We start from the raw sequence: 23,495 nt of genomic DNA, 5'->3' as shown, positions 1-23,495 counted from the left end.
CCTACAATTATTTACAAACAACACCTGTGCGCTGTGCAGATAATACTGTATTTTCTAATAGCATTGTAATCGTCATTGGGCCTACACCTTTTGGTACTGGTGTAATGTGACTTGCAACGTTTAATACATCGTCGAAATCAACATCACCGCACAGTTTCCCTGTTTCTAAACGGTTTACTCCTACATCAATTACAACTGCGCCTTCTTTTACGTAATCAGCTGTTACCATTTTCGCTCTTCCAACTGCAACAATTAAAATATCAGCTAATTTCGTTAATTCTTTTATATTCGCTGTTTTTGAATGACAATACGTCACTGTTGCATTTTCATTTAAAAACAGTTGTCCGACCGGTTTTCCAACAATATTGCTTCGTCCAATAACAACAACATGCTTTCCTGTAATATCAAGGTTTGTTTCTTTTACTAATTCTAAAATACCATGTGGTGTACATGGTAGGAACGTATCTTGTCCTGTCATCATACGACCAATACTAATCGGGTGGAAACCATCCACATCTTTCTCTGGAGAAATTTTTTCAATGATAGCTTTCTCTTCAATATGGTTTGGCAACGGTAATTGCACTAAAATACCATGAATACGATCATCATTATTTAAACGGTCAATTTCCGCTAATAAACGATCTTGTGTAATGGAATCTGGAAATGTAATTAACTCAGAATAAATCCCAACTTGTTCGCAGCCTTTTTCTTTCCCCTTTACATACGAATGAGAAGCTGGATCGTCTCCGACTAAAATAACAGCTAGCCCTGGTACAATTCCTTGTTTTTTTAGTTCTGCAACCTTCTCTTTTAACTGTGATCTCTTTTTCTCTGCAACTTCATTTCCTTTGATGATTACTGCTACCATATCAAAATTCCCCCTTTAAAAATGACAAAGCTACTTTTTTCTCCCGCTCTAACGGGCAGTATAGCTTCCACGTTAACATTCCGAAAAAAGAAAGAATAAAGATGAAAGATAACTGCCCGTAAAAGCTTGATTGGTAAGGGCTTTCTTAAGCTATGATGAAGCTTTCTCGCTCAAGAAAGGTTTACTGTATGCTAGATAAAACGCCGTTAATAAAACGACGAGATTCCTCGTCCCCATATGCCTTTGCAATTTCAATTGCCTCATTAATAGACACGCTATGTGGAATATCTTCCATGTATTTCATTTCATACACAGCAATTCGTAAAATACTGCGATCAACAATGCTAATGCGTTCTAATTTCCACTTTTTTAAATTCTGACGAATAAGCTCATCAATTGCTTCTTTATGCTCTACACATCCGAAGACAAGCGCTTCTAAAAATTCATTTGTATTTTCGCCTTCATCAAGTGTGTTTTCTACTGCTGCTTTCGGATTGTAGTCTCCGGTAATATCCATTTGATAGAGTGCTTGCATCGCTCTTTCTCTAGCCGTCCTACGTTTCATTATAACTCTCCTTTGTGCTTCAAGTCTTTCTTATGTTTTGTTATATTATTATAATTTATAAGCCATCGAATTACTTATTCTTTATAATTTTTGCTCAGCTTTCAATCTTATAATACAATGATAATACCACAATTTATCGTTTCATACACGAGTTCCCTAACGGAAAAATAATAAAAAGATTAACTTCAGGTTCCATATCATACCACAATGTACGTTTTTTTCAAAAACACAAGTTCACCTTTAAAAATTTTTCATTTTTTTAAATAATATAATATCTTTTCCATTTAAATATGAAGAATACAAACGATAAAAAAGGCGCCTGAATCACAAGGCACCTTTTTCAGTATTACACTGGCTCAATTTCTGTTTTTGGTGTCTCGAATGTTACACCAACGATATGAACGTTTATTTCTTTCGGTTCAAGACCTGTCATTGTAAACAGCGCTTGACGAATGTTATCTTGAATGTTTTGTGCAACAACTGGAATCGCTACACCAAAGTACATTAATACGTATACATCAACGATAATATCATCATTTGCTAATTCTACTTTTACGCCTTTTCCATGATTTTTCTTTCCTAACTTCTCAACAACATCTGTTGCAAAGTTACCACGCATTGCTGCTACACCTTCTACTTCAGAAGCAGCAATACCTGCAATTACTTCAATTACTTCCGGTGCGATTTCTACTTTACCAAGAGTTGTATCTTGTCCCATGTCTAACATATGATCAGCCATGAAAAAACCTCCTTTAAATGTATCAGTGCGCCGTTAAATCATGCTGTTCTAAAAACTTCGTATTAAATTCACCTTGTACAAATTCAGGGTGGTCAAGAAGTTGTAAATGAAACGGAATCGTCGTATGTACACCCTCAATGACGAATTCACTTAATGCTCGTTTCATTTTCGCAATTGCTTCTTCACGTGTTTTACCATAAACAATAAGCTTGGCAACCATCGAATCGTAATAAGGTGGAATCGTATACCCAGGATATACAGCTGAATCAACGCGAATACCGAATCCTCCTGGCGGTAAATACATTTCTACCTTTCCTGGAGATGGCATAAAGTTTTTGGCAGGGTTTTCCGCATTAATTCGGCACTCAATTGCCCAACCGTTAAATTGTACTTCTTCTTGCTGCAGTGATAACTGCTCTCCTGATGCAACGCGAATTTGCTCTTTAATAAGGTCTACTCCCGTCACCATTTCAGTTACAGGATGCTCAACTTGAATTCGCGTATTCATTTCCATGAAATAGAAACTTTTCGTTTTATATTCGTAAATAAATTCAACTGTGCCAGCACCTGTATAATCTACTGCTGCTGCTGCTTTTACTGCTGCCTCTCCCATTTGTTGACGGATCGTAGCATCTAAAGCTGGAGATGGTGACTCTTCTAACAGTTTTTGCAAACGACGCTGAATTGTACAATCACGCTCTCCTAAATGAATGACGTTACCATGATTATCTGCCATCACTTGAATTTCTACATGACGGAAATCTTCAATATACTTTTCTAAGTATACACCAGGGTTTCCAAAAGCGGTACTTGCCTCTTGCTGTGTAATTTGAATTCCTTTTACAAGCTCTTCTTCTGTACGTGCAACGCGAATCCCTTTTCCGCCGCCGCCCGCTGTTGCTTTAATAATAACAGGATATCCAATGTTCTCTGCAAGTGCTACTGCTTCTTCGATATTTTTAATTATTCCTTGCGAACCCGGTACAATCGGAACCCCTGCTTCCTTCATTGTATCACGTGCAACGTCTTTTGTGCCCATTTTTGAAATAGCTTCTGGGCTTGGACCGATAAAAATCAAGTTACATTCACGACAAAGCTCTGCAAAATCAGCATTTTCTGCTAAAAATCCATATCCAGGGTGAATTGCATCACAACCTGTTAATTTTGCAACGCTAATAATGTTTGTTAAGTTTAAATAACTTTCCTTTGAGACAGTCGGACCAACGCAGTACGCTTCATCTGCAATTTGTACATGCAGCGCTTCTTTATCTGCTTCAGAATAAATTGCAACTGTTTCAATATTCATTTCTTTGCAAGCACGAATAATTCGTACCGCGATTTCCCCACGGTTTGCAATTAATACTTTTTTAATCATAATTCTAGACTCCCTTATTATGCTTTTACAAGAAATAGCGGTTGTCCATATTCAACAAGCTGACCGTTATTCACAAGAATTTCAACGATTTCTCCATTTACTTCTGCTTCGATTTCATTAAAGAGTTTCATTGCTTCTACGATACAAACAATTTTCCCTTCTGTAACGCGATCTCCTACATTTACATATGCTGGTGCATCTGGTGATGGAGAAGCATAGAACGTTCCAACCATTGGAGATGTAATTTTAAGTAAGTTCTCATCTACGTGTTTCTCTTCTTGCTTTGGAGCTTCAACTTGAGCTGGCGCAGCAACTACTTCTGGCGCTATAGCTTGTATAGGTTTCTGCACTGCTGGAGCAGGCTGCACAGCAATCACTTCATTGCCACGCTTTTTCATCTTAATTGTGGTACCATCTTTTTTGTATTCAAATTCATCAATATTAGAATCATCAATTAGCTTAATTAACTCGCGAACTTCTTGAATTTTAAACATGTAAAATCCACTCCTATATACTTGTTTTTCCTGTTGTAACAGCTCAATCCATCAGTAATAAATACCATTTACTGAATCCAGCTAGAACAGTCAATCATAAATTCCTTCTCGTACTGTCAATGAAAAACTACTATGAAGTTTCATACTATATAAATACAAATTGAAAACCTGCATATAAACCACCGTTTTTTAAGCGGGGGAGATCGTCTGGCTAGGTATTGAAACGGTCAGATCCCTTTCCTAACACGTGCAATATGAAAATAAAGAGAGACAATCACTTTTTATTCTACATAGAGCGACTTATATGCAGAATAATTAAAATGCATTTATATATATATTCATCTTACGATAAATATTTTTAACATTCCAACTTTATTTCTTCTGTATAATGTATGAAAATTCCTGTGAAAATAACAGTATGCTATTTTACTACCTAGTAATAATACCAAGTTTCACTCAAAATTGGCAAGACCACTTCCTAAAAAACACTCTCATCCACTTCATTTATATAAATCCACTTTGATTTTTCAACCCACAAATCGCAACTATGCAGAATATAACCTGACCGCTTCTATACGCGGACAGGTGCACTCGCCTCTCGAAAAAAAAAAGGGTTTTTATGTTGTTTTTTCAATTTGCATTTATTTATGTGAGTTTATATATTTTTTACTAAATACTTGAAGTTTATTTACATCCACTTCATATTCCCTTCATATAAGAATAGTATCGTAAAAGTAGAATCATATACAGTGAGGTGAGGGACATGAACATTTGGCTTATTCTCTTTCTACCAGCTGTTATTATTTGGAGCTTAGCACTCTTTTTTCAAATGAAATGCGGAAAAAGTAATCACTTTTGTCAAGAACCGATAATTTTTCATTCACAACAAATCTCTCCTATAAAAACCCCAGAAACAGAACTACAATTGCTAGATGAACTTCTAGCAGATAAAAAAAGCTATCGAAGAAATCGATAGCTTTTTACTTTGCTATTTCATATCGAACGTCTGCCATTAAACCCGTCTCACTTTTTACAAGCTGTATAATTTTATTTGCATCTTTTGCAGAAAGTTTTGCTGCTTTTACTGTCACTTTAATATCATTTCCATCTTTACGCACAAGCGCATCTTTATAACCGCCTTCTGATTTAATTAAGGTTTCCAATAACGTTTCTTTTGCCGCTATATCCGTCAATGCATCAAAATCATTTTTGGCTTTATTTCTCTCTTCAGCAGAAGCGTTTGTTGAATTCATTACATCCTGCAATTTTTCTTTCACTTCACTGCGCTGATCTTCCATTTTCAAACGAAGTGCTGTAAAATTATCATCACTTGCAGAATGGCTCGTTACTTTTCCTTCTTTCTGGCTTGTTTCTTTTTTACTCGTTTCCTTTTCAGAGCCTTGCTTCTCCTTCGCTCCCTCTCCTAATGATGTCGCTACTTCCTTTGTTTTATTATCTGGCGTCATCACATAGTATACCGAAAGTACAATAACCAAGCTTAGCATTGTTAATAACCAAACTGTTTGTTTTTTTAACACTTTATTTCCTCCCTAATTCTTTTTTGGCAAGACAGATACACGGTGACTTGGAACCTCTAACATACGTGTAACTGCTTCTATTACCATCTGTTTCACTTGTAAATTATCCACTCCTTTCGCAACAACAAGAACGCCACGAACTTTTGGCTTATTTTCTCGAAGTATAATCGGAGCTTCTTTATCACCTTGACGTACAATCACTGTTTTTTCATCTGTCGATTCATCTTCAACTTTTCGCTTTCCGCCTTCTTTATCTGTTTCATCTGTCGTTTGCGATCGTTTCACTTTATTTTTATCAAGTATTTTTTCTTCTGATGAATCAAGATTAATTTCAATTGTTACCTCTTTAACGCCTGCAACACTTTCTAATGCTTCTTTTAATTGTTGTTCATATTCTTTTTCGTATCTATCAATGTTAGATTTGTTGTCACTATTCTTTTGTCCAAATGTTGGTACATCTTTTACTTGTTCTGTTTGCGATTTAAGAACAGGTACTTCTGGTTTTTTTGCTTGGAAAAGGTTACTAGAAAACATAAGGATGATCCCAAGTATGAGTAAAATGATTAAAAACTTTGCTGAAATTTTTTTCTCTTTCTCATCTTTTTCATTTCCTTTAAAAAGATTGCGAAGAAATTGAAATTTATTATTCATTTACTTTGCCTATCCCCCCTTCCACCTGAACCTTAATTTTGTTCTCTTCTAATTGCCATTTGTTTGAGAAAAATTGTTTCATTTCAGCTGTATTTTGTTTTAACGTCTTTTGAGGTTCTTTCGAATTAATTTCTACCTTTTGGATTGTTTCAATAGCTCCTGTTCGACTTCGTTCATTTTCCTTAAGCGATACAACAACAGACTGAATATCCTGCTGGGATTTCACTTCCTTTTTGTCTTCTGGTACTTTTATCTGTAACTTCGTAACGGCCATACCATATTGTTCTTCTAGTTCTTTTCCAACTTGTTTTTTCATTTGGACAGCCATCTGTTCTAAAATATATGCACGTTGTGAAGCTTGTATTTCTTTTTTCTTTTCACTAATTTTATTTTCTATTGATCCGTTTGCTATATACTTGTCCTGACTAGCATTTGCAATCACATCTTGAATATCTGTTTGAAACAATTTAAATAAGGGGGTTAAGATTAGAACGACTAGAAGTAAACTTACAACAAATTTGACATACTTTTGTAAATTCGAATTAGGAAGTAACATATGAAGCATCGTTGCTAATAAGAGAAACACAATGATATTTCGAATCCATTCCACGACAAATTGCAACCCTCTCAGCTCCTAACGCATCATTAACGTAATATTTCCAGCTGCGATAACAATCGTGATACTTAGAAAAAACATAAATGATACAATGGCCAAACAAGCAAACACGTATATAATACTCCTCCCAATAATATCCAGGCATTGAATAATTGCTCCTCCACCGACAGGTTGCAACACTGCTGCTGCAAATTTATAAATAAACGCAATGCAGAAAATTTGAATGGCAGGAAAAGCAACGATAAGTAATAAAATAACAACCCCAACAATCCCCACTGTATTTTTTAATAGCGCCGATGCACTAAGTACAGTGTCTGCTGCTTCAGTAAACATTCGACCGACAACTGGGATAAAGTTTCCTGTTACAAACTTTGCTGTTTTCACAGCAATTCCATCCGCTACTGCTGTTGTCGTTCCTTGTACAGAGAGCACGCCAAGAAAGATTGTTAAAAAAATCCCAATGATGCTAACGCTAACATTTTGCAGCATCTTGGACAATTTTGTAACTTTATATTGATCGCTCATTGTACTGACAATACTTAAAATTGTAGCAAGGAGAAGAAGCGGTAAAACAATATAATTCATAAGCATTCCGCTCGTATTCATAAGAAAAACAATAATTGGATGAAAAAAGGAAACAGATACAACACCGCCTCCTGTCGCAATGAGCGCCAACAAAATAGGGAGAAGTGCTAAAATGAAATCGATCATTGTTTGAATGGTGTCTCTTGTATACGTCATAACAACGTAGAAACTATTTAAAGCAAAGACGATAAGCACCATATATACAACAGCATCCGCTATTTTCCCGACGCTACTTTTCGCAAAAGCAGATTGAAGTGATTGCAAAAGCGCGCTGAAAATAGTAAGCATAATGAGTGTCCCAAGCAGCTTTCCGTTAGCTACTAATTCATGAAATAAATACTTTAGTAATCCAATCATCCACTCGTTAATTGAAAACTCTTTTTCCCCTTTGACAAACTCCATAAAACTTCCCTTTTGACTTTCTGGTAAATATCCGCCGTACTTTGCAACTAAATCATCCCAATACTTCTTTACATCCTCTATCCCAAGCTTTCCTAATTGTTCATCTACGACATTTTGTGCTGGTGGAGAAGCTTGTACGATAATTGGAAAAGAAAAAAAGAGGAAAAAAGCAAACAAAAGCTTCATTCCAAACAGGCGCACAATTCACCCCTCCTTTATCCGGTTGGTAAAAAACCGAGAATCGTTTCAATTACAACCGTTAATATCGGAATCGCCATCACTAAAATTAAAATCTTTCCCGCTAATTCAATTTTTGAAGCGATTGCTCCTTGCCCTGCATCTTTCGTAATTTGTGCACCAAATTCTGCAATATAAGCAATTCCAATAATTTTCAGCAGCGTTTCCACATACACATTGCTCACTTTCGCTTCATTTGCAATGCGTTCAATCATCGTTAAAATAGAATGAATTTGATCAATTACAAGTAAAAACATAACGCTACTAACAAATACAATAAACAATGAAGTTACACTCGATTTATGTTGATTCAATACTGCTGCCAAAAAAGTCGCTACAAGTCCAAGCCCTACAATTTGTAATATTTCGATTCAAATCGCCCCCTTTACTGAAAAAGAAAGACGCTTTTTATCTTGTCAAATAAACTGTTAATTAGAAAGGCAACTTGGAATAAAATTACAACAAAACCAACGAGTATCACCCAGTTGGCAATATCTTCTCGTTTTAGTTCTTTCAGCACAGTATGAATGAAAGCTAAAATAATACCAATTCCTGCAATTTGAAAAATTAACCCAACGTCGATTGACATCGCCATTCCCCCTTACAACAGTAAAATAACGATAAGTAATCCTGCTAATACTCCTAAACTTTTCATCATCTTTTCGTACTGAATTTGCATTTCCTTTGCTTCTCCTTCTTCTCTCTCTAAATGAGTAATACATAAACGAATATGCTTTTGCTGTGACTCACGATCGTGTTGTCCTAACGTTTCTCCAAATTGTTGTAAAATCTCATATTCTGTTTGCTTCAATGCTGTAAGTTTCCAATTTTCTTGTAAACTATCCATCCATGCTTCCCGAACTGTTTGCTCTCCCCTTTCTAATCGTTCATGAAAACTATCAAATAACCAGTTCAAAGGCTTTGGCATTTGTTTTACAAGACGTGCAGCTGCCTCTGACAACGGGGTATGTCCATACATAATTTCCGCCTCAAGTGATTGCAGCGCCGCCTTTAACAACCGCAATTGGCGAGGTCGCTCACTATATTTCTTCGCATATGAAAAACCAAAAAATGTTGATACAGCCACAATAAGTGCCGCACCAAAAAATTTAATCATCCGCTCAGCACCTTCTCTCCACGGCGAATTGGCCTTCCGCTGCCATCCTTCATATCCATAATCGTTCCTGGTCCTTTTATTTTAGAAAGCTCAATAAAGCGTTCAAACACGCCTAGTTCTACGATTTCCCTTAACGAAGGGCGTTTCAGTATATCTTCATGTCCTTGTCCATGCACACTCGTAAACAATTGAACACCAGCATGAACAGCTTCCATAATTGCTTCACTATCTTCCGGCCGGCCGATTTCATCAACAATTAATATATCGGGACTCATTGAGCGAATCATCATCATCATACCTTCTGCTTTTGGACATGCATCTAGCACATCCACTCTTGTTCCAAACTCATATTGCGGCACACCTTTCACGCACCCCGCAATTTCTGACCTTTCATCTACAATACCAACTTTACAAGATGGAATATGTTGCCTTGGAACACCTGCACTCATGAGGCGTGCTACATCACGCAATAATGTTGTTTTTCCTGTTTGCGGCGGACCGATAATCATCGTATTCAGCCAATGATTCTCATATAAATATGGTATAAGCGGCTCAGCAATCCCCTTTTTTTGCCGAGCAATTCGAACATTAAATGACGCCACATCCCGAATCATTTTCACTGCGCTCTTTTCCATAATAACTTTGCCCGCTAGACCAACGCGATGTCCTCCGCGCAGTGTAATATACCCTCGCTTTAATTCTTCTTCCATCGTATAAAGTGAATATTGACTCAGCTTATTCAGCAAATACGCTGCATCTTCTCTCGTCACAATATAGTTATAAAAATGCGCTTCCCCGCGCGCAATACATTCAAGCGGCCTTCCGATCCGAATCCGTATTTCTTCTAATCCGTCACATTCTTTATAGTCCTGTATAAAATGTTCGATTTGCTTTGGCAACATCTCTAATACTTCTTTCATAGCTCTCTCCCCATCATATCGCTATTTCAGTACCGCAATAAAAATACAGCCAATTCCAAGCGCCAAAAAAAATAATTTCAAAAAAGAAATTTCATTCGTAACGCTCGCAATTCCAATCGACATCGTTACAATTAAAACGGTTGGGCCAACAAATGCAAGCATGCCATTTACAAACAATGCTTTTTTGGCATCATTGAAATACAACATAAGCAACGCGGCGAAAATCTCCATACTTCCCGAGAAGATTCTAAGAAGCGCCATTACGAGCACAGACGTTTCAAATGCCGCTAGCCATTGTTTCATCCTCTCACCTTCTCTCGTTATCCTTACACCGTCCTAACAGCACATATATACCCCATTAAACAAGATGAAAGAGTACGTTTGTACAACCATATGCACAGGCTGTCTATTTCAGAAGTGAAAAAGGAATTTTTTGATTATCAAATAAAGTTAAGTCATTTTTTGTGAAAATATAGTATATTAAAATCAAAAGGGGAAATAAATGAAAATTCTAAAAATATCTCTTGCACTCATTTTAGAAGTAGCTCTTATTTTCTTATTTGCTAAATTTGTTAACTGGACATTTATGGAAAGTTTCTTTTTGGGGAGTGTGGCCATCTTCGGACTCACATGGCTTTTTCTTTTAAATATGAACCGAAACGCAAATGTAGACCGTGTCATCACAAAAGGTTTGACGGGCCTTGACGGCGGAGAAGTAACACCTTTTCAAATTCGAATGAACCCCTATATGACTGGGACTCTTTTACTACTTACCATTAGCTTTATTGTAACTGTTATTTATTACCTGCCTTATTTCACATAAAGTGAAACTTTAATCAGTGGGGGCAGTTTATCTCCCACCATACTTCTTTATTTTAGCGAATTTTAAAGTGGGAGTATTACGGCCCTCGAATAGTGGGATAAAAAAAACACTCGTGGTATTGATTACCCACGAGTGTTTTTTCATTACGCACGAGAAACGTATTTTGATTCTCCTGTGTTAATAATAAGCATTTCACCTTCATTAATGAAGATCGGTACTTGTACAACTAGACCAGTTTCTAATGTAGCTGGTTTTGTTACGTTAGAAGCTGTATCGCCTTTAATGCCCGGCTCAGTTTCAACAACTTTTAACTCAACAGTGTTTGGAAGTTCTACACCAAGTACTTCGCCTTGGTATGTCATGATCGCTACTTCCATGTTTTCTTTCAAGAATTTTAATTCATGTTCAATTTGCTTATCAGTAAGCTCGATTTGCTCATATGTTCCGTTATCCATGAATACATGAGCATCACCGCTTGCATATAAATATTGCATACGACGGTTTTCAATATGCGCTTTTTCAACTTTTTCACCAGCACGGAATGTTTTTTCTTGAACAGAACCTGTGCGAAGGTTACGTAATTTAGAGCGAACGAATGCAGCACCTTTACCTGGTTTTACGTGTTGAAAATCGATAACCTGCCATAGGCTGTTGTCCACCGCAATTGTTAATCCTGTACGAAAATCATTTACTGAAATCATGCAAAAAATCCTCCTGTGTATTACAAAATGATAAGTTCTTTTGGAGATTTAGTTAACACTTCATTACCTTCAGCCGTTACTATAATATCATCTTCAATGCGAACTCCGCCTACATTCGGAATATAAATTCCTGGCTCTACAGTGACAGCCATTCCTGGCTCTAATACCGTTTCAGAGCGGAATGCTAAACTTGGTGCTTCATGGATTTCAAGACCAATTCCATGACCTGTAGAATGCCCGAAATATTCACCATATCCTTTTTCAGTTATGTAGTCACGTGTTAAAGCATCTGCTTCACGACCAGTTAAACCAGCTTTAATACCGTTTACACCACGCAGTTGTGCTTCTAATACAATATTATAAATTTCCTTTAACTTATCAGACGGCTCACCTACTGCAACTGTACGAGTAATATCGGAACAATATCCTTTATAGTAAGCACCGAAGTCTAATGTAACAAAATCTCCCTTTTCTATCAATTTTTCAGATGCCACGCCGTGCGGCAATGCTGAACGAAGTCCCGAAGCAACGATAATATCAAACGAAGAAGATGTTGCCCCTTGCTTTCTCATGAAAAATTCAAGTTCATTTGACACTTCAATCTCAGATACTCCCGGGCGAATAAATGATAGAATATGTTCAAAGGCAGCATCTGCAATCTGTGCAGCTTCCTTTAATATCTTAATCTCTGAATCAGTCTTAATCAAGCGTAACTTTTCTACAATACCAGAAGTTGCAACAAATTCTGCATCAACCTCTTCTTTATATGCCGTATAAGAGCTGTATGTAAGAATATCTTGCTCAAAACCAAGTTTTTGAATTCCTAAGTCTTTTACTTGTTTTGCAACTTCTTCAATAATCGTACCTGTATGCTGTACGATTTCATAACCAACCGCTTGCTTTTGCGCCTGTTCAACGTAACGGAAATCTGTAATAAATAAAGCACGTTCATTTGAAATTAATACAACGCCTGCTGTTCCTGTAAAGTTTGCCATATATCTACGACTATGTTGATTCGTTAATAAAATACCATCAATACCCGCTTCTCCAAATGCACTTCTTAATTTTGTAAGTTTCTCCATGAATTACGCCTCCCGAATTTTCTCCACTAATGCAAGTAACGCTAAATGATAGCCATACAAACCGAATCCTACAATTTGTCCCGCTGTGACCGGCGCCGTAACAGATACGTGGCGAAACGATTCACGTTGATGAATATTTGAAATATGTACCTCGATAACAGGAATCGAAACACTGGCAATTGCATCGCGAATTGCATAACTATAATGCGTAAATGCCCCTGGATTTAGAATAATTCCTTTATATGTATCTTCAGCCTCATGAATGATATCAATAATGGCACCCTCATGATTAGATTGGAAACATTCTAGCTCCACTCCCAAATTTTCTGCTTGTTGCTTCATATCTATTTCTAACGACGCTAACGTCCCCGTACCATATACATTAACCTCTCGCACACCAAGACGGTTTAAATTAGGACCATTAACGAGGAGCAACTTCTCCATATATCTAACTCCTTAATAAAAAAATGTCTATATAATATTCTACCATACCTCTCACTTATTTGAATAGTTTGTCTTTTCCTCATCCGTTGTACTAGTGTTGTTACTCACTTCAAATGAAACGGAGTATGCAATAAAAACACCATATAAAATAAAAATACATGCTGTCGTTACAATCGTTTCCTTAGGCATTTTCATCATGCTTTTTATAACTGGTGCAACAGGTGGAATTGCAAAGAATAATAATCCCCACCACACAAGTCCATATATAATACCTGGAATGAGACCTTCTAACTTACCCAAAACTGCTTTATATATAAACGCCACAAGAATTGAAAGTATCCCCATACATATAATACCAGCTACATTTCCCCATACTCCTTCTTTCCAATCTCCAAACGCAAACGGAAGTAATAAATAATTAGGTCCCAGGGCAGTAAAAGAAAAAATATGAAGAAAGTACCAAACAGATCCCCAAAACAAACCTCCAAACACACCTATTTGGACAATTTTTTTCGTAACAGATTGTTCTTGTTTCACATCCACACCTCCGCCTACTAGTATGTCCGAAACTTATTTAAAGCATGTTTAAATACTGCGAAATTTGTCTATAAAAAGAATAGGAAATGTCCGCCCATCCTGCTGATTTTTCTTGTCAGAAGTGCACTTTTGTCGATAAAATAAAGGGAACTGTAGTGATGTCATACAATATATTGACATCACCTAGAGTCGCTACCTCTTTTCTGATAAGAGAGAAACAAATACAGGTTGGTGTTGACATGGCAGAGGAGACAAAACAAATCTACGGCGGTCAAGCGGTAGTAGAAGGAGTTATGTTTGGCGGTAGAGAATATACTGTTACAGCGATTCGCCGTAAAGATAAATCTATCGAATTTTATCGATTACCACGCGTTCGTAATAAAGTATCATCTATGTTTAAAAAAATTCCATTTCTACGCGGAATCGCAGCAATTATTGATGCAAGTGCAAACGGAGCAAAGCATTTAAATTTTGCTTCAGAACGCTTTGATGTAGATCCTTCAGAGGATGCACAATTCGCACAGAAAAAAGAAGAGCAGTCGAAGTTAACGCTGATACTTAGCGTTGCAGCAGTCGGTGTTTTATCCTTTATCTTTGGAAAAGTGATTTTCACGGCAGCTCCTGCACTTTTAGCAGAACTAACAAGACCTGTTTTTCCATCTCATGCAGGGCAAATCATTGTTGAAAGTGTTATTAAACTTATGTTATTGCTTAGTTACATTTATTTTGTTTCATTGACTCCGCTTATTAAACGTGTATTTCAATATCACGGAGCAGAACATAAAGTAATTAATGCCTATGAGAACAATCTTCCATTGACAGTAAAAAATGTACAAAAACAACCCCGCCTCCATTACCGGTGCGGCAGCAGCTTTATTATATTTACTGTTATTATCGGAATGTTTGTATATTTTCTCGTTCCAACCGATCCTCTTTGGGTTCGCGTTTTAAATCGTATTTTGCTCATCCCTGTAGTGCTAGGCATTTCATTTGAAGTGTTGCAATTTACAAACAGCTTACGGGACGTTCCAGTGCTCCGCGCATTAGGATATCCTGGTCTATGGCTTCAGCTGTTAACAACGAAAGAACCAACAGATGATCAAGTTGAAGTAGCAATTGCATCATTTGAAGAACTACTGCGTCTAGAAGGAAAACAACAATAACTTTTTCGTAATGTTATTCAATTCCTTAGCCTTTCGTTAATAAACTAATTAAAATATCTTTCTTTTTAGGAGGTGTTCCTTATGAACGGTCGCTCATTTATGTTCGCCCTATTTGTTGTAATTGTTGGATTGGCAATATTTAACCTTGTATCATTCACAATTGAAGACCCAATGGGAGTTGTAAAAAACATTCTGATCATGCTCGGTGTTGTTGGTGTCTTTTATTTACTTTATAAAATGCTTACAAGTTCGAGCAGTTCAGCTAATAACTCAAAATCTTCCTACAAACGTGCTGCAAAACAATCGAACCGAAAATATGGAAAACAAAATGTAACACCCCTAAGTAACAATCTGTTAAAGAAAAATGCTTCCGATACGAAAGGAAAGAAAGGAAATACTTCCTTCCTAAAACGAAAAAGAAAGCAATCCCATTTAACAGTTATTGAAGGTAAAAAAGGTAAAAAGAAAGACCGCGCTTCTTTTTAAGAAGTGTGGTCTTTCTTTTTTATCGTTTCATATGTTCAATTACTGCGCTTGTTCTTCATTTGCCTTTTGAACACTACGAAGCTCCTCAATGCGAAGCTCATCTTGCTCAAAATACTGCACTAAATCGCCAATACGATCAATGGCTTCCCAGCTTAAATGATGTTCAATTCCTTCTACATCATTATAAATCTTACTTTCATCTACACCGATAATACGCATAAACTGTTCTAACAATTCATGACGATAAACAAGGCTCTTACCAATCTTTTTCCCTTTTGTTGTTAATACAAGCCCTCTATATTTTTCATAAATAAGATATTCATCTTTATCAAGTTTTTGGACCATTTTTGTTACAGAGGATGGATGTACATTAAGCGCTTCAGCAATATCAGATACACGGGCATATCCCTTTTCTTCAATTAGCAAATAAATTTGTTCGATATAATCTTCCATACTAGGAGTAGGCATCGTTTTCCTCCATCCAATTCAGTTTATAAATTCCGCACCAAGCAATCAATAAAATGATACAACAGAAAGGATATTGTGACAAGGGGATAAACAACCCCATTTTCCGCAACACACAAAACGAGATTCATTTAACCAAACAATGAATTGGAAACAAAGAATTACATTTGGCTTAGCTTTTTCAATTCCATTTTGTTCATCTGTATTTTTTAATATTTATTTTAAAAAGCAAAGCTATCTATCCTATCACTCACCAATTTGGCAAGGTTCTCTATTAACCCTTTTCTTTTACGTTTCATAATAAATCCCTATATAAAATTCTAAATTTTAACAGCTCTTTTTGAGGGCTGTTTTTCTCCTGTCTAATTTTACAAATTAAAAAATTTCATAAACAAAAAAGAAAAATGCAAAATAATTAAAGTAAATTGTTGACGTGATGCTTTTATTATCGGTATCATATTTCTTCGTGAGCAATTATTTTTCGTTATATGAGATTTTTATTGTTACTAAATTTTTGAGAGGGGAAATTTGATGTCACTTAAGAAGAAAACGCAAGTACGCACCGGCAAAATGGTACGTGAACTAATGTTAGCCGACGAAGATGTAAATGCTTCGCTAATTATGGTGTATAGTGAAAACGGTGTAAACGCAGAAATTAAAATCGAGGGCTTAACACCAAAATGTAACGAAGAATTATTTTTGAGCGGAAAAGTAGATTGGAACAAGAGCGTTATTTATAAAATTGTCGATTTTACTGGCAATGCCGAAGTTGGGAAAGTGACATTAAGCGCCATGAACAAAAACAATGTTTCACTGCAAATTGAACGCGTGATGTGGAGTAAAGAAACAAAAGAAGAAACGGTAGAATTGGAAGAAAACTCCCTATCCGTTGTTGAAACATCGGCGCCTAAGAAAGAAACAGTAGTTGAAACTTCAAAAGAAACGACACCTGTAACAAAACCAGTTGTAAATGTTGCACCTACACAGGTACCAATTCCAAAGCCGGTGCGTCCAGAGCCTGTCGTTAAAGCAACACCAACACCTGTACAAAAAGAAGTAGTTGCACCAACTACAGTACAAAAGGTAGTAACGGTATCAACTCCAGCAAAGCCAACACCTTCAGTTAAACAACCTGTAACAAATCAACCAAATTCTGAATTACAAGAAAAATATATTCGTCTTGTAAAGCAAGCTGTAGATGTATGTCAAGATTACGAACTTGGTATGGATGTAGATGATTCTATCGAGAATTTAAAAAATGAGTTACAAAAACAAGGAATATCGGTAGCATTCGATGCAGAAATTATGGATGTTGTAAACCGTTTGCGTTCACTAAAACAAAAAGGCATTAAAGTGGAAAAAGTATTGAACTTATTATAATTAATAAAGAAAAGCTTTCTCCTGCTGGAGAGCTCTCATTCATATAAAAAAGGAGATGGGTATCCATCTCCTTATTTCTTATAATTCCATTTATCACTTTCATACTTTTCTTTTGCTAATGTTTGCACTTCATGAAGTTGTTCTTCTGTTAACTCATATGGTACAAGCTCCACATTTAATCCTTTTTCAAACCCAATATGGAATGCATCGATAAGTTGCTGAATCGTAAAAGTACGATCTGTTAATTCATTAATTGCAATTGCTTTTGAAGAGAACATTTTTTTCATGCGTTCTTTCACACGTTCATTTGGAAACAGGAACAAATCATACAACACGTCTAAATCAATTTCTAACGGAATTGAACCATGCTGTAAAATAACACCTTTTTGTCTAGTTTGTGCACTTCCAGCAATTTTGCGCCCTTCTACAACAATTTCATACCATGATGGAGCATCAAAACAAACTGCTGAACGTGGATTTTTCAAATTATCACGCTCCTCAGCTGTTTTTGGTACTGCGAAATAAGCTTCTAAACCTAATGCTTTAAAGCCATCTAACAATCCTTGTGAAATAACGCGATATGCTTCGGTCACTGTTTTTGGCATGTTTGGATGCTCTTCAGACACAATGACACTGTACGTTAATTCATTATCATGAAGAACGCCTCGTCCACCTGTTTGACGACGTACAAAACCAAAACCATTTCTATTTACTTCATCCATATCAATTTCTTTTGAAACACGCTGGAAATAACCAACTGTTAACGTCGGAACTTCCCATTCATAAAAACGAATTGTTGGCGGCATTTTCTTTTCACTTTGCCAATTTAACAAACATTCATCTAACGCCATATTAAACGCCGGAGAGCATTTACCGGAATTTATATAACACCATTTTTCCTTTTCCATCCCACACCTCATATAACTAATTTTTTTCACATTCTCTAGTCTATCAAATTCGATAAAATTTGTGAAAGAATACGAAATTTCTTCTAATACAAAATGAACTTGTTGCATAAATACATATGGGCATTATAATATGGAGAGTAGGATAAGAAAAAGGGAGCGATATAATCGTGTCAACAAATGTTATTATTTTACTAGCCATAACTGCAGGATTCATCGGCTACTCTGTATGGATGTATTTCTATCAGAAGAAATTAATTAAAACACTTTCAGAAGAAGAATTTCGCGCTGGTTACCGTAAGGCACAGCTTATCGATATTCGTGAAGCGGACGAATATACTGCTGGTCACATTTTAGGAGCGCGCAATATTCCGATTTCACAAATACGTCTTCGTTACAAAGAACTTCGTACTGATCAGCCGATTTATATGTACTGCCAAAACGGTTTCCGAACAGGCCGCGCAGCACAATTCTTAAAAAAACACGGCTATAAAGAATTTTATCAATTACAAGGCGGCTTTAAAACTTGGTCTGGTAAAGTGAAAAAGAAAAACTCATAATAAAATAGCTAGCTTGTCGAACACAAGCTAGCTATTGCATTTTACTAGCAATATATACTAAATTTTTCTTAACATCTTCACTATCTTGATCACGAACATTCCGATAAAGCAACTGATATTCCACATTCTTTTCTTTCCATGTGAGCGTCGCCATATCTTCCCCGTCCATTTCTTCGTTACTATTTTTAAAATAGGCTATTATACCATTTGCAAGCCTTACTTTCTCCTGAAAACGATTTTGTTCTACGATATAAGGAAAATTGTACGAAAAGTTTGCCACTGTTAATTCAATATAATCTCGCATGCCTTTCTCTTGCCGTTCATATTTAATATCAAGAGCAATCCGCTTATCTCCCATTTTTCGAACTACTGCTTTTGGATTATCTGTTGAGTCATACGGTAAAAATGATGGTGTGTAAAAAGAAAAAGGAAGAACGTTCTTTACAGACTGTACCGGCATTGGGTCAGACATCATATCTTCATTTGCCTCTAAACTTTCAGCAAATTTTTTTTCTTCGACCATAGTTTGCTGAAAAGAACATGCACTTAACACCATACTAGAAAATACGAAACATATCATCCGTTTTTTCAACTTGCATCCGCCCTTTCCTAACATTCTCTTTTCAGGCTTTCGTATGTTATGTTCATATTCTCTTTTTCTTACTGCTCTACCTTTGAAAACTTTCCCCTTTTATCTCACACAATTTGACAAAAAAGCTTTTGCTACTCTCACGCCGAATTTAATCGTTACGCGAATAACAAAAGCTTTATTAACAAGATAGAATATGAAACGCTTTTCATGTCAAGAGTTTCACAAGATTTCTTTGACCCTTTTCTTGTATAATAGAAATAGAGGTGAAACATATGGTAAATATAAAACAAATCGCGAAAGCGGCTGGCGTCTCCGTTACGACTGTTTCACGCGTCTTAAATGAGCATCCATATGTCAGTGAAGAAAAACGACAACGCGTCCTAGAAACTGTTGAAGAATTAAATTACGCCAAAAATGTAAATGCGGTTCATCTTCTAAAAGGAAAAACACATACAATTGGTGTCATGCTTCCTTTTATTAATCTGCCTTACTTTAGTACAATTATAGAAGGTATTGGAACGAAAGCACTTGAAGCTGGATATCGCATTAACCTCTGTCAAACAAGCTACGATAGCATCGAAGAAATGCGTGTTCTTGAAATGATGAAAATGAAACAATTTGATGGTATGATTATTTGCTCCCGAACGAGCTCATGGGAAGCAATTGAACCTTATGCAAAATTTGCACCTATCATTTCATGCGAAAAGCTGGTGCATCCGCTTATATCATCTATCTATGTTAATCATTACGACGGCTTTCGGATTGGAACAGAATATTTATTACAAAACGGACACGAACACATTGGATTTTGTTTAGCACGCAAAAAAAGCGTGAGTACGAAGCAGCGTGAGCAAGCTTTCTTTGACACTCTTCATGCAGCAGGTAAACGTTCGCAAACAGACTGGCAGTTTTATCAATGCTACACAATTCAAGACGGTGCGAATATCATCCAAAGCATACTAACGATGAAAAATCGTCCTACCGCTCTTTTTGCTGCAAGCGATCAAGTTGCTTCTGGATTATTAACAGAAGCGAAAAAACAGGGGCTGCGAGTACCAGAGGATTTAGCAATCTTAGGATTTGATAACCATCCTATTTCTGAAGCATTAGAGATAACAACAATTGAAAATCCTGGCTTAGCAATGGGAAATCGTGCTTTTTCCTTATTTTATGAACAAGTACAACAGGAACAAATTACAGGGACTTCTGAAGAGTTACCGTTTCGTCTCATTGAACGAGGAACAGTGTAAAAGCTCCTATTACTGGAGCTTTTATTAATTTTGCATGATTGCCCTTCTTGACTATACACTTATTCTGTTTTACACTTTAACTAACGAACGGTAGGTAGGGGATGAGTATGACAGCAAACCGTATTAAATCTGTAGCACTTTCACACTTTGCACGATATGGCTATGAAGGAACTTCACTAGCAAATATTGCACATGAAGTTGGAATTAAGAAACCGTCAATATATGCACACTTTAAAGGAAAAGAAGAGCTATATTTTATTTGCTTAGAAGAATCTTTACAAAAGGATCTTGCATTCTTTAAACAATATGTGAAAAAGTCAGAAGAAACTCCCTTTGGAGACTTTTTATTTCATCTTCTTAAAGATTATGGCCATCGCTTTCAAGAAAGTATTGAAGCAATGTTTTGGCTACGCACTTCATTTTTTCCACCAGATGCCTTTCGCGAGCAAATTGTTGAAAAAGCAAATGCATACATCGAAAGCATCGGACAGCTTTTAGTACCTATATTTGAACAGGCACAAGAAAAGAAAGAACTTTGTAGCATCGAAGTAATGGAAGCTGTTGCAGCTTATTTATGTTTAATGGACGGATTAATGGTTGAATTTTTATTTGCTGGAATACAACCATTTGAAAATCGATTATATGCATCGTGGAAAGTATTTTGGCGCGGCTTGTCAAGCTGACGGATTGCACACGCAATACGTCATTTTCGCGCCCTTTACCTAACGATTGGTAGGAAGGGGAATAAATGATGGAATGGATTTATGTTGTTATCGCAGGACTCATTGAAATTGTGTGGGTAATTGGCTTAAAGCATGCCACAACACCACTAGAATGGATTGGTGTTGTACTTGCAATTGCTATTAGCTTTTTTCTTTTATTTAAGGCTTATGCAAAACTTCCTGTTGGAACTGTATATGCTGTTTTCACAGGAATTGGAGCTGGAGGTATTGTCCTAACAGAAATTTTTGTATTTGGTGAACCTTTTTCAATAACAAAAATCTTATTTATCGGATTAATTTTCGTAGGTGTTATCGGCTTAAAACGAGTAACAGGTGAACAAGAACAGAAGGAGGCCGCATAAAATGGCGTGGGTATATTTAATTATTGCTGGTATTTGTGAAGTAACTGGTGTTATCTTTATGAAGATAGCCAATGAAAAAAAAGGCTGGATGCCAAAGCTTATGTTAATCGCCAACTTCGCAGTAAGTTTCTTCTTCTTATCTCTCGCAATGGATACACTGCCAATGGGAACGGCTTACGCAATTTGGACTGGAATCGGAACCGCCGGAAGTGCATTACTTGGTATTCTCATTTTTCGCGAATCCGCTGATTGGCGCCGCCTTGCCTTTTTAAGCTGTATCTTATGCGGTGCAGTTGGTTTAAAATTAATGAGTTAATGAGGTGAATGCAGTGTGGAAAAAAGAGTACCACAAATTATGACCGGAATCATAATTGCCATTGTATTCTTATTGCAAGCTATATTCCATATTGCAGAATGGTTATTTCATAAAGCGTTTGCAATCCTCACGTTTCTCCCAAACATGGCTCTTGAGGTCGCTTCTGTTATTTGGTCCATTATCGCTTCTATTGGGATTATTATCATTTGGAGTATCGCAAAACTCTGGAAAAAGATCTTTTCAAAAGACAGTTCTTCAATTCACAAGAAGTAACTGTCTTTTTTTCATATCATTTCCTCCTTTGGACATACTACAAAAAAGGAGCTGATGATATGCAAACTTCTGTACATAAGCAGATTTTACTGCTATTTTTCGTCTTTATTATGTTTGTTGTGTTTTTTAGTTTCCTCTTACATACATATAACGTACCTGTTTACTCGCCGAGTATGGTATCGGTTTATAAAATTATTGTGCATAGTTTGTTGCAATAAAGAAGGTGTCTCGTAATGAGACACCTTTCATAACGTATGATTTTCTTTTTTCTAATCGGACTGAAAAACCTTGATAATCTTTACAAACATTTTTTAATTCCAGCATGTGTCTCATTCCCCCTTATATAGAAACGCAATCATATGCTGCAACTCTTTAAGAGACAGCTGGAGAAGTTTACTTTCATTTACTACTTCTTCAGCTTTACTTTCCAACAATCGCAACCTTTGTTCTCGTATGAGCTCATTATTTTGCACAGAAACATACGTCCCTTTTCCAGCAACTGTCTCATCTCAATATACCCTTCTTTTTCAAGCTCTTCATACGCTCGTTTCGTCGTAATTACGCTAATTTGTAATTCCTTCGCTAAACTTCGGATAGACGGTAATTGCTCTCCACCTTGTAAATCCCCATTTAAAATAAGGTGCCGAAGCTGCTTACTAATTTGTTCATAAATAAGATCTGGTGAGGAGTTTGAAATAATAATATTCATATTTCCCTCCACAACGTGTATATACCATATATATTATATATACAGTATACACATTCTATTTTGGCAACAAAAAAAAGACCAACAATTTCCTGTTGGTCTTTCATATATGTATCACTTCTCAAAGCGATTTAACATCTCATCTCTCATACCAAAGCTCACAATCGCAATCCCAACATACATAAAAATAAGAAATGCTGGATGTACTGTGTTATACCAATGGCTATCAATAATTAAATATACCGTTAATGCTGCAACAAGTAAAAATGCAACAATAAACATATAGAAATGTCTTTTACTACCCATAACGAACTCCTCTCTACTTACTCATTTATTGTAACGAATTATCCCCTATGACTCAAGACTAACTTTCCTGTAAATGATCTAGCTCAACTTTCACAATATCATGACAAGCGATTGGAATAAGTGTTCCTTTACTATCAATTGCAGTTACACTTTTGTTATCTAATACGTGATGCTTCACTCTCTCTAACATTTTTTCTGTATCTTGGTAATAAAATTCTTTAATATCCTTAATCATATCACCATTTTCTAAATGGTACACCATCCTACAACGCTTATAGCCCATCTTTTTCATCCCCTTGTTCATTTCTTCACATA

The 23,495-nt window shown here is 36.3% G+C and carries 35 protein-coding genes and 1 pseudogene; 11 read left to right on the top strand and 25 right to left on the bottom strand.

Going from position 1 to position 23,495, the window contains the following annotated elements; translation table 11 throughout:
- Positions 1–7: 7 nt before the first annotated feature.
- From folD to accB, 5 genes are all read right to left on the bottom strand, one after another.
- Complete coding sequence (gene folD / locus PLX19_RS02345; protein WP_272186893.1) at positions 8–868, bottom strand: bifunctional methylenetetrahydrofolate dehydrogenase/methenyltetrahydrofolate cyclohydrolase FolD; 861 nt, start codon at positions 866–868, stop codon at positions 8–10.
- 181 nt (positions 869–1,049) lie between these two features.
- Positions 1,050–1,433 carry a transcription antitermination factor NusB gene (gene nusB, locus PLX19_RS02340; RefSeq protein WP_272186892.1) on the bottom strand — a complete coding sequence of 128 codons (384 nt, stop codon included), beginning with the start codon at positions 1,431–1,433 and terminating at the stop codon, positions 1,050–1,052.
- Between the two features lie 346 nt (positions 1,434–1,779).
- Positions 1,780–2,172, bottom strand: a complete 393-nt coding sequence (locus PLX19_RS02335) for an Asp23/Gls24 family envelope stress response protein (protein ID WP_272186891.1) — start codon at positions 2,170–2,172, stop codon at positions 1,780–1,782.
- A gap of 22 nt (positions 2,173–2,194) precedes the next feature.
- Positions 2,195–3,547, bottom strand: a complete 1,353-nt coding sequence (accC, locus tag PLX19_RS02330) for an acetyl-CoA carboxylase biotin carboxylase subunit (RefSeq protein WP_035429950.1) — start codon at positions 3,545–3,547, stop codon at positions 2,195–2,197.
- A gap of 17 nt (positions 3,548–3,564) precedes the next feature.
- On the bottom strand, positions 3,565–4,041 hold the full coding sequence (accB, locus tag PLX19_RS02325) for an acetyl-CoA carboxylase biotin carboxyl carrier protein (RefSeq protein WP_272186890.1): 477 nt from the start codon (positions 4,039–4,041) through the stop codon (positions 3,565–3,567).
- A 763-nt stretch (positions 4,042–4,804) separates the two neighbouring features.
- Between accB and PLX19_RS02320 the strand changes: the two genes are divergently transcribed.
- The gene (locus PLX19_RS02320; protein WP_272186889.1) at positions 4,805–5,017 is read left to right on the top strand and encodes a DNA recombination protein RecO; all 213 of its coding nucleotides are present in this window, start codon (positions 4,805–4,807) and stop codon (positions 5,015–5,017) included.
- 4 nt (positions 5,018–5,021) lie between these two features.
- Here PLX19_RS02320 and PLX19_RS02315 read toward each other — a convergent pair whose 3' ends face one another.
- From PLX19_RS02315 to PLX19_RS02275, 9 genes are read right to left on the bottom strand one after another with little or no spacing between them, the layout of a single operon-like run.
- The gene (locus PLX19_RS02315; protein ID WP_272186888.1) at positions 5,022–5,579 is read right to left on the bottom strand and encodes a SpoIIIAH-like family protein; all 558 of its coding nucleotides are present in this window, start codon (positions 5,577–5,579) and stop codon (positions 5,022–5,024) included.
- A gap of 12 nt (positions 5,580–5,591) precedes the next feature.
- Positions 5,592–6,230 (bottom strand): stage III sporulation protein AG, encoded by a 639-nt coding sequence (gene spoIIIAG / locus PLX19_RS02310; RefSeq protein WP_272186887.1) that lies wholly within the window; start codon positions 6,228–6,230, stop codon positions 5,592–5,594.
- Positions 6,223–6,852 carry a stage III sporulation protein AF gene (gene spoIIIAF / locus PLX19_RS02305; RefSeq protein WP_272186886.1) on the bottom strand — a complete coding sequence of 210 codons (630 nt, stop codon included), beginning with the start codon at positions 6,850–6,852 and terminating at the stop codon, positions 6,223–6,225. Before spoIIIAF ends, spoIIIAG begins: the two co-directional genes overlap by 8 nt.
- Positions 6,853–6,864: 12 nt before the next feature.
- Positions 6,865–8,037, bottom strand: a complete 1,173-nt coding sequence (gene spoIIIAE, locus PLX19_RS02300; RefSeq protein ID WP_272187005.1) for a stage III sporulation protein AE — start codon at positions 8,035–8,037, stop codon at positions 6,865–6,867.
- A gap of 11 nt (positions 8,038–8,048) precedes the next feature.
- On the bottom strand, positions 8,049–8,435 hold the full coding sequence (spoIIIAD, locus tag PLX19_RS02295) for a stage III sporulation protein AD (RefSeq protein WP_081625659.1): 387 nt from the start codon (positions 8,433–8,435) through the stop codon (positions 8,049–8,051).
- 20 nt (positions 8,436–8,455) lie between these two features.
- The gene (spoIIIAC, locus tag PLX19_RS02290) at positions 8,456–8,659 is read right to left on the bottom strand and encodes a stage III sporulation protein AC (protein ID WP_272186885.1); all 204 of its coding nucleotides are present in this window, start codon (positions 8,657–8,659) and stop codon (positions 8,456–8,458) included.
- A gap of 12 nt (positions 8,660–8,671) precedes the next feature.
- A complete protein-coding gene (gene spoIIIAB / locus PLX19_RS02285) occupies positions 8,672–9,187 on the bottom strand; it encodes a stage III sporulation protein SpoIIIAB (RefSeq protein WP_272186884.1) in 516 nt (171 codons plus the stop codon).
- Entirely contained in the window at positions 9,184–10,107 is a 924-nt protein-coding gene (gene spoIIIAA, locus PLX19_RS02280) for a stage III sporulation protein AA (protein ID WP_272186883.1), read from the bottom strand. The genes spoIIIAB and spoIIIAA overlap by 4 nt, the downstream gene beginning before the upstream one ends.
- Before the next feature lie 21 nt (positions 10,108–10,128).
- Positions 10,129–10,410 (bottom strand): YqhV family protein, encoded by a 282-nt coding sequence (locus tag PLX19_RS02275; protein WP_035429538.1) that lies wholly within the window; start codon positions 10,408–10,410, stop codon positions 10,129–10,131.
- Positions 10,411–10,609: 199 nt separating this feature from the next.
- On the opposite strand from PLX19_RS02275, the gene PLX19_RS02270 reads away from it, so the two are divergent.
- Entirely contained in the window at positions 10,610–10,930 is a 321-nt protein-coding gene (locus tag PLX19_RS02270) for a hypothetical protein (protein ID WP_272186882.1), read from the top strand.
- A gap of 143 nt (positions 10,931–11,073) precedes the next feature.
- Here PLX19_RS02270 and efp read toward each other — a convergent pair whose 3' ends face one another.
- From efp to PLX19_RS02250, 4 genes are read right to left on the bottom strand one after another with little or no spacing between them, the layout of a single operon-like run.
- Positions 11,074–11,631: an elongation factor P gene (efp, locus tag PLX19_RS02265; RefSeq protein WP_272186881.1), complete on the bottom strand. Its 558-nt coding sequence runs from the start codon at positions 11,629–11,631 to the stop codon at positions 11,074–11,076.
- 20 nt (positions 11,632–11,651) lie between these two features.
- Positions 11,652–12,713, bottom strand: coding sequence for a Xaa-Pro dipeptidase (gene pepQ, locus PLX19_RS02260; RefSeq protein ID WP_272186880.1), 1,062 nt, complete (start codon positions 12,711–12,713; stop codon positions 11,652–11,654).
- Positions 12,714–12,716: 3 nt separating this feature from the next.
- Positions 12,717–13,157, bottom strand: a complete 441-nt coding sequence (gene aroQ / locus PLX19_RS02255) for a type II 3-dehydroquinate dehydratase (protein ID WP_272186879.1) — start codon at positions 13,155–13,157, stop codon at positions 12,717–12,719.
- Positions 13,158–13,208: 51 nt separating this feature from the next.
- Positions 13,209–13,694: a YqhR family membrane protein gene (locus PLX19_RS02250; RefSeq protein WP_272186878.1), complete on the bottom strand. Its 486-nt coding sequence runs from the start codon at positions 13,692–13,694 to the stop codon at positions 13,209–13,211.
- A gap of 239 nt (positions 13,695–13,933) precedes the next feature.
- Here PLX19_RS02250 and PLX19_RS02245 point away from each other — a divergent pair, with 239 nt between their 5' ends.
- Together PLX19_RS02245 and PLX19_RS02240 are read left to right on the top strand one after the other, a co-directional pair.
- Positions 13,934–14,857 carry a DUF1385 domain-containing protein gene (locus PLX19_RS02245; RefSeq protein WP_272186877.1) on the top strand — a complete coding sequence of 308 codons (924 nt, stop codon included), beginning with the start codon at positions 13,934–13,936 and terminating at the stop codon, positions 14,855–14,857.
- Between the two features lie 81 nt (positions 14,858–14,938).
- Positions 14,939–15,343: an SA1362 family protein gene (locus PLX19_RS02240; protein WP_272186875.1), complete on the top strand. Its 405-nt coding sequence runs from the start codon at positions 14,939–14,941 to the stop codon at positions 15,341–15,343.
- A 39-nt stretch (positions 15,344–15,382) separates the two neighbouring features.
- Here the strand turns inward: PLX19_RS02240 and mntR are convergent, their stop codons facing one another.
- On the bottom strand, positions 15,383–15,811 hold the full coding sequence (mntR, locus tag PLX19_RS02235) for a transcriptional regulator MntR (RefSeq protein ID WP_272186874.1): 429 nt from the start codon (positions 15,809–15,811) through the stop codon (positions 15,383–15,385).
- A gap of 528 nt (positions 15,812–16,339) precedes the next feature.
- Between mntR and PLX19_RS02225 the strand changes: the two genes are divergently transcribed.
- Positions 16,340–17,188 (top strand): hypothetical protein, encoded by an 849-nt coding sequence (locus PLX19_RS02225; RefSeq protein WP_272186873.1) that lies wholly within the window; start codon positions 16,340–16,342, stop codon positions 17,186–17,188.
- A 71-nt stretch (positions 17,189–17,259) separates the two neighbouring features.
- On the opposite strand, the gene PLX19_RS02220 is transcribed toward PLX19_RS02225, so the two are convergent.
- Entirely contained in the window at positions 17,260–18,096 is an 837-nt protein-coding gene (locus PLX19_RS02220) for a lipoate--protein ligase family protein (RefSeq protein ID WP_272187004.1), read from the bottom strand.
- A 167-nt stretch (positions 18,097–18,263) separates the two neighbouring features.
- Here PLX19_RS02220 and PLX19_RS02215 point away from each other — a divergent pair, with 167 nt between their 5' ends.
- Entirely contained in the window at positions 18,264–18,653 is a 390-nt protein-coding gene (locus tag PLX19_RS02215; protein ID WP_272186871.1) for a rhodanese-like domain-containing protein, read from the top strand.
- A gap of 31 nt (positions 18,654–18,684) precedes the next feature.
- Here the strand turns inward: PLX19_RS02215 and PLX19_RS02210 are convergent, their stop codons facing one another.
- Complete coding sequence (locus PLX19_RS02210) at positions 18,685–19,269, bottom strand: DNA polymerase III subunit delta (protein WP_272186870.1); 585 nt, start codon at positions 19,267–19,269, stop codon at positions 18,685–18,687.
- A gap of 248 nt (positions 19,270–19,517) precedes the next feature.
- Here PLX19_RS02210 and PLX19_RS02205 point away from each other — a divergent pair, with 248 nt between their 5' ends.
- The 5 genes from PLX19_RS02205 to PLX19_RS02185 all read left to right on the top strand — a co-directional run bounded on the left by PLX19_RS02205 (position 19,518) and on the right by PLX19_RS02185 (position 22,168).
- Positions 19,518–20,495, top strand: coding sequence for a LacI family DNA-binding transcriptional regulator (locus PLX19_RS02205; RefSeq protein ID WP_272186869.1), 978 nt, complete (start codon positions 19,518–19,520; stop codon positions 20,493–20,495).
- A gap of 101 nt (positions 20,496–20,596) precedes the next feature.
- Positions 20,597–21,178 (top strand): TetR/AcrR family transcriptional regulator, encoded by a 582-nt coding sequence (locus PLX19_RS02200; RefSeq protein ID WP_272186868.1) that lies wholly within the window; start codon positions 20,597–20,599, stop codon positions 21,176–21,178.
- A 68-nt stretch (positions 21,179–21,246) separates the two neighbouring features.
- Entirely contained in the window at positions 21,247–21,579 is a 333-nt protein-coding gene (locus PLX19_RS02195; protein WP_272186867.1) for a DMT family transporter, read from the top strand.
- Position 21,580: 1 nt separating this feature from the next.
- On the top strand, positions 21,581–21,895 hold the full coding sequence (locus PLX19_RS02190) for a DMT family transporter (protein ID WP_272186866.1): 315 nt from the start codon (positions 21,581–21,583) through the stop codon (positions 21,893–21,895).
- Positions 21,896–21,934: 39 nt separating this feature from the next.
- Complete coding sequence (locus PLX19_RS02185) at positions 21,935–22,168, top strand: DUF3975 family protein (protein WP_272187003.1); 234 nt, start codon at positions 21,935–21,937, stop codon at positions 22,166–22,168.
- Between the two features lie 192 nt (positions 22,169–22,360).
- On the opposite strand, the gene PLX19_RS02180 is transcribed toward PLX19_RS02185, so the two are convergent.
- From PLX19_RS02180 to PLX19_RS02165, 4 genes and pseudogenes are all read right to left on the bottom strand, one after another.
- The gene (locus PLX19_RS02180) at positions 22,361–22,501 is read right to left on the bottom strand and encodes a hypothetical protein (protein WP_272186865.1); all 141 of its coding nucleotides are present in this window, start codon (positions 22,499–22,501) and stop codon (positions 22,361–22,363) included.
- Positions 22,498–22,877 (bottom strand): annotated as a pseudogene (locus tag PLX19_RS02175) (GntR family transcriptional regulator). The gene PLX19_RS02180 and the pseudogene PLX19_RS02175 overlap by 4 nt, the downstream one beginning before the upstream one ends.
- 111 nt (positions 22,878–22,988) lie before the next feature.
- Positions 22,989–23,180: a hypothetical protein gene (locus tag PLX19_RS02170; RefSeq protein WP_020061612.1), complete on the bottom strand. Its 192-nt coding sequence runs from the start codon at positions 23,178–23,180 to the stop codon at positions 22,989–22,991.
- Positions 23,181–23,238: 58 nt separating this feature from the next.
- Complete coding sequence (locus tag PLX19_RS02165; RefSeq protein WP_098914792.1) at positions 23,239–23,463, bottom strand: DUF3929 family protein; 225 nt, start codon at positions 23,461–23,463, stop codon at positions 23,239–23,241.
- Positions 23,464–23,495 lie beyond the last annotated feature (32 nt).

The sequence above is a fragment of the Bacillus sp. BP-3 genome, assembly GCF_028401955.1.
GTDB lineage: Bacteria > Bacillota > Bacilli > Bacillales > Bacillaceae_G > Bacillus_A.
This window is presented reverse-complemented; position numbering and strand designations above follow the sequence as displayed.

Excerpts from the sequence above, each read along its gene's own strand:
- folD (WP_272186893.1), bottom strand. The coding sequence starts at position 868 with ATGGTAGCAGTAATCATCAAAGGAAATGAAGTTGCAGAGAAAAAGAGA.
- nusB (WP_272186892.1), bottom strand. The coding sequence starts at position 1,433 with ATGAAACGTAGGACGGCTAGAGAAAGAGCGATGCAAGCACTCTATCAA.
- PLX19_RS02335 (WP_272186891.1), bottom strand. The coding sequence starts at position 2,172 with ATGGCTGATCATATGTTAGACATGGGACAAGATACAACTCTTGGTAAA.
- accC (WP_035429950.1), bottom strand. The coding sequence starts at position 3,547 with ATGATTAAAAAAGTATTAATTGCAAACCGTGGGGAAATCGCGGTACGA.
- accB (WP_272186890.1), bottom strand. The coding sequence starts at position 4,041 with ATGTTTAAAATTCAAGAAGTTCGCGAGTTAATTAAGCTAATTGATGAT.
- PLX19_RS02320 (WP_272186889.1), top strand. The coding sequence starts at position 4,805 with ATGAACATTTGGCTTATTCTCTTTCTACCAGCTGTTATTATTTGGAGC.
- spoIIIAG (WP_272186887.1), bottom strand. The coding sequence starts at position 6,230 with ATGAATAATAAATTTCAATTTCTTCGCAATCTTTTTAAAGGAAATGAA.
- spoIIIAC (WP_272186885.1), bottom strand. The coding sequence starts at position 8,659 with ATGTCAATCGACGTTGGGTTAATTTTTCAAATTGCAGGAATTGGTATT.
- spoIIIAB (WP_272186884.1), bottom strand. The coding sequence starts at position 9,187 with ATGATTAAATTTTTTGGTGCGGCACTTATTGTGGCTGTATCAACATTT.
- spoIIIAA (WP_272186883.1), bottom strand. The coding sequence starts at position 10,107 with ATGAAAGAAGTATTAGAGATGTTGCCAAAGCAAATCGAACATTTTATA.
- PLX19_RS02275 (WP_035429538.1), bottom strand. The coding sequence starts at position 10,410 with ATGAAACAATGGCTAGCGGCATTTGAAACGTCTGTGCTCGTAATGGCG.
- PLX19_RS02270 (WP_272186882.1), top strand. The coding sequence starts at position 10,610 with ATGAAAATTCTAAAAATATCTCTTGCACTCATTTTAGAAGTAGCTCTT.
- efp (WP_272186881.1), bottom strand. The coding sequence starts at position 11,631 with ATGATTTCAGTAAATGATTTTCGTACAGGATTAACAATTGCGGTGGAC.
- pepQ (WP_272186880.1), bottom strand. The coding sequence starts at position 12,713 with ATGGAGAAACTTACAAAATTAAGAAGTGCATTTGGAGAAGCGGGTATT.
- aroQ (WP_272186879.1), bottom strand. The coding sequence starts at position 13,157 with ATGGAGAAGTTGCTCCTCGTTAATGGTCCTAATTTAAACCGTCTTGGT.
- PLX19_RS02245 (WP_272186877.1), top strand. The coding sequence starts at position 13,934 with ATGGCAGAGGAGACAAAACAAATCTACGGCGGTCAAGCGGTAGTAGAA.
- PLX19_RS02240 (WP_272186875.1), top strand. The coding sequence starts at position 14,939 with ATGAACGGTCGCTCATTTATGTTCGCCCTATTTGTTGTAATTGTTGGA.
- mntR (WP_272186874.1), bottom strand. The coding sequence starts at position 15,811 with ATGCCTACTCCTAGTATGGAAGATTATATCGAACAAATTTATTTGCTA.
- PLX19_RS02225 (WP_272186873.1), top strand. The coding sequence starts at position 16,340 with ATGTCACTTAAGAAGAAAACGCAAGTACGCACCGGCAAAATGGTACGT.
- PLX19_RS02220 (WP_272187004.1), bottom strand. The coding sequence starts at position 18,096 with ATGGAAAAGGAAAAATGGTGTTATATAAATTCCGGTAAATGCTCTCCG.
- PLX19_RS02210 (WP_272186870.1), bottom strand. The coding sequence starts at position 19,269 with ATGTTAGGAAAGGGCGGATGCAAGTTGAAAAAACGGATGATATGTTTC.
- PLX19_RS02205 (WP_272186869.1), top strand. The coding sequence starts at position 19,518 with ATGGTAAATATAAAACAAATCGCGAAAGCGGCTGGCGTCTCCGTTACG.
- PLX19_RS02200 (WP_272186868.1), top strand. The coding sequence starts at position 20,597 with ATGAGTATGACAGCAAACCGTATTAAATCTGTAGCACTTTCACACTTT.
- PLX19_RS02195 (WP_272186867.1), top strand. The coding sequence starts at position 21,247 with ATGGAATGGATTTATGTTGTTATCGCAGGACTCATTGAAATTGTGTGG.
- PLX19_RS02190 (WP_272186866.1), top strand. The coding sequence starts at position 21,581 with ATGGCGTGGGTATATTTAATTATTGCTGGTATTTGTGAAGTAACTGGT.
- PLX19_RS02185 (WP_272187003.1), top strand. The coding sequence starts at position 21,935 with ATGACCGGAATCATAATTGCCATTGTATTCTTATTGCAAGCTATATTC.
- PLX19_RS02180 (WP_272186865.1), bottom strand. The coding sequence starts at position 22,501 with ATGAGACACATGCTGGAATTAAAAAATGTTTGTAAAGATTATCAAGGT.
- PLX19_RS02170 (WP_020061612.1), bottom strand. The coding sequence starts at position 23,180 with ATGGGTAGTAAAAGACATTTCTATATGTTTATTGTTGCATTTTTACTT.
- PLX19_RS02165 (WP_098914792.1), bottom strand. The coding sequence starts at position 23,463 with ATGGGCTATAAGCGTTGTAGGATGGTGTACCATTTAGAAAATGGTGAT.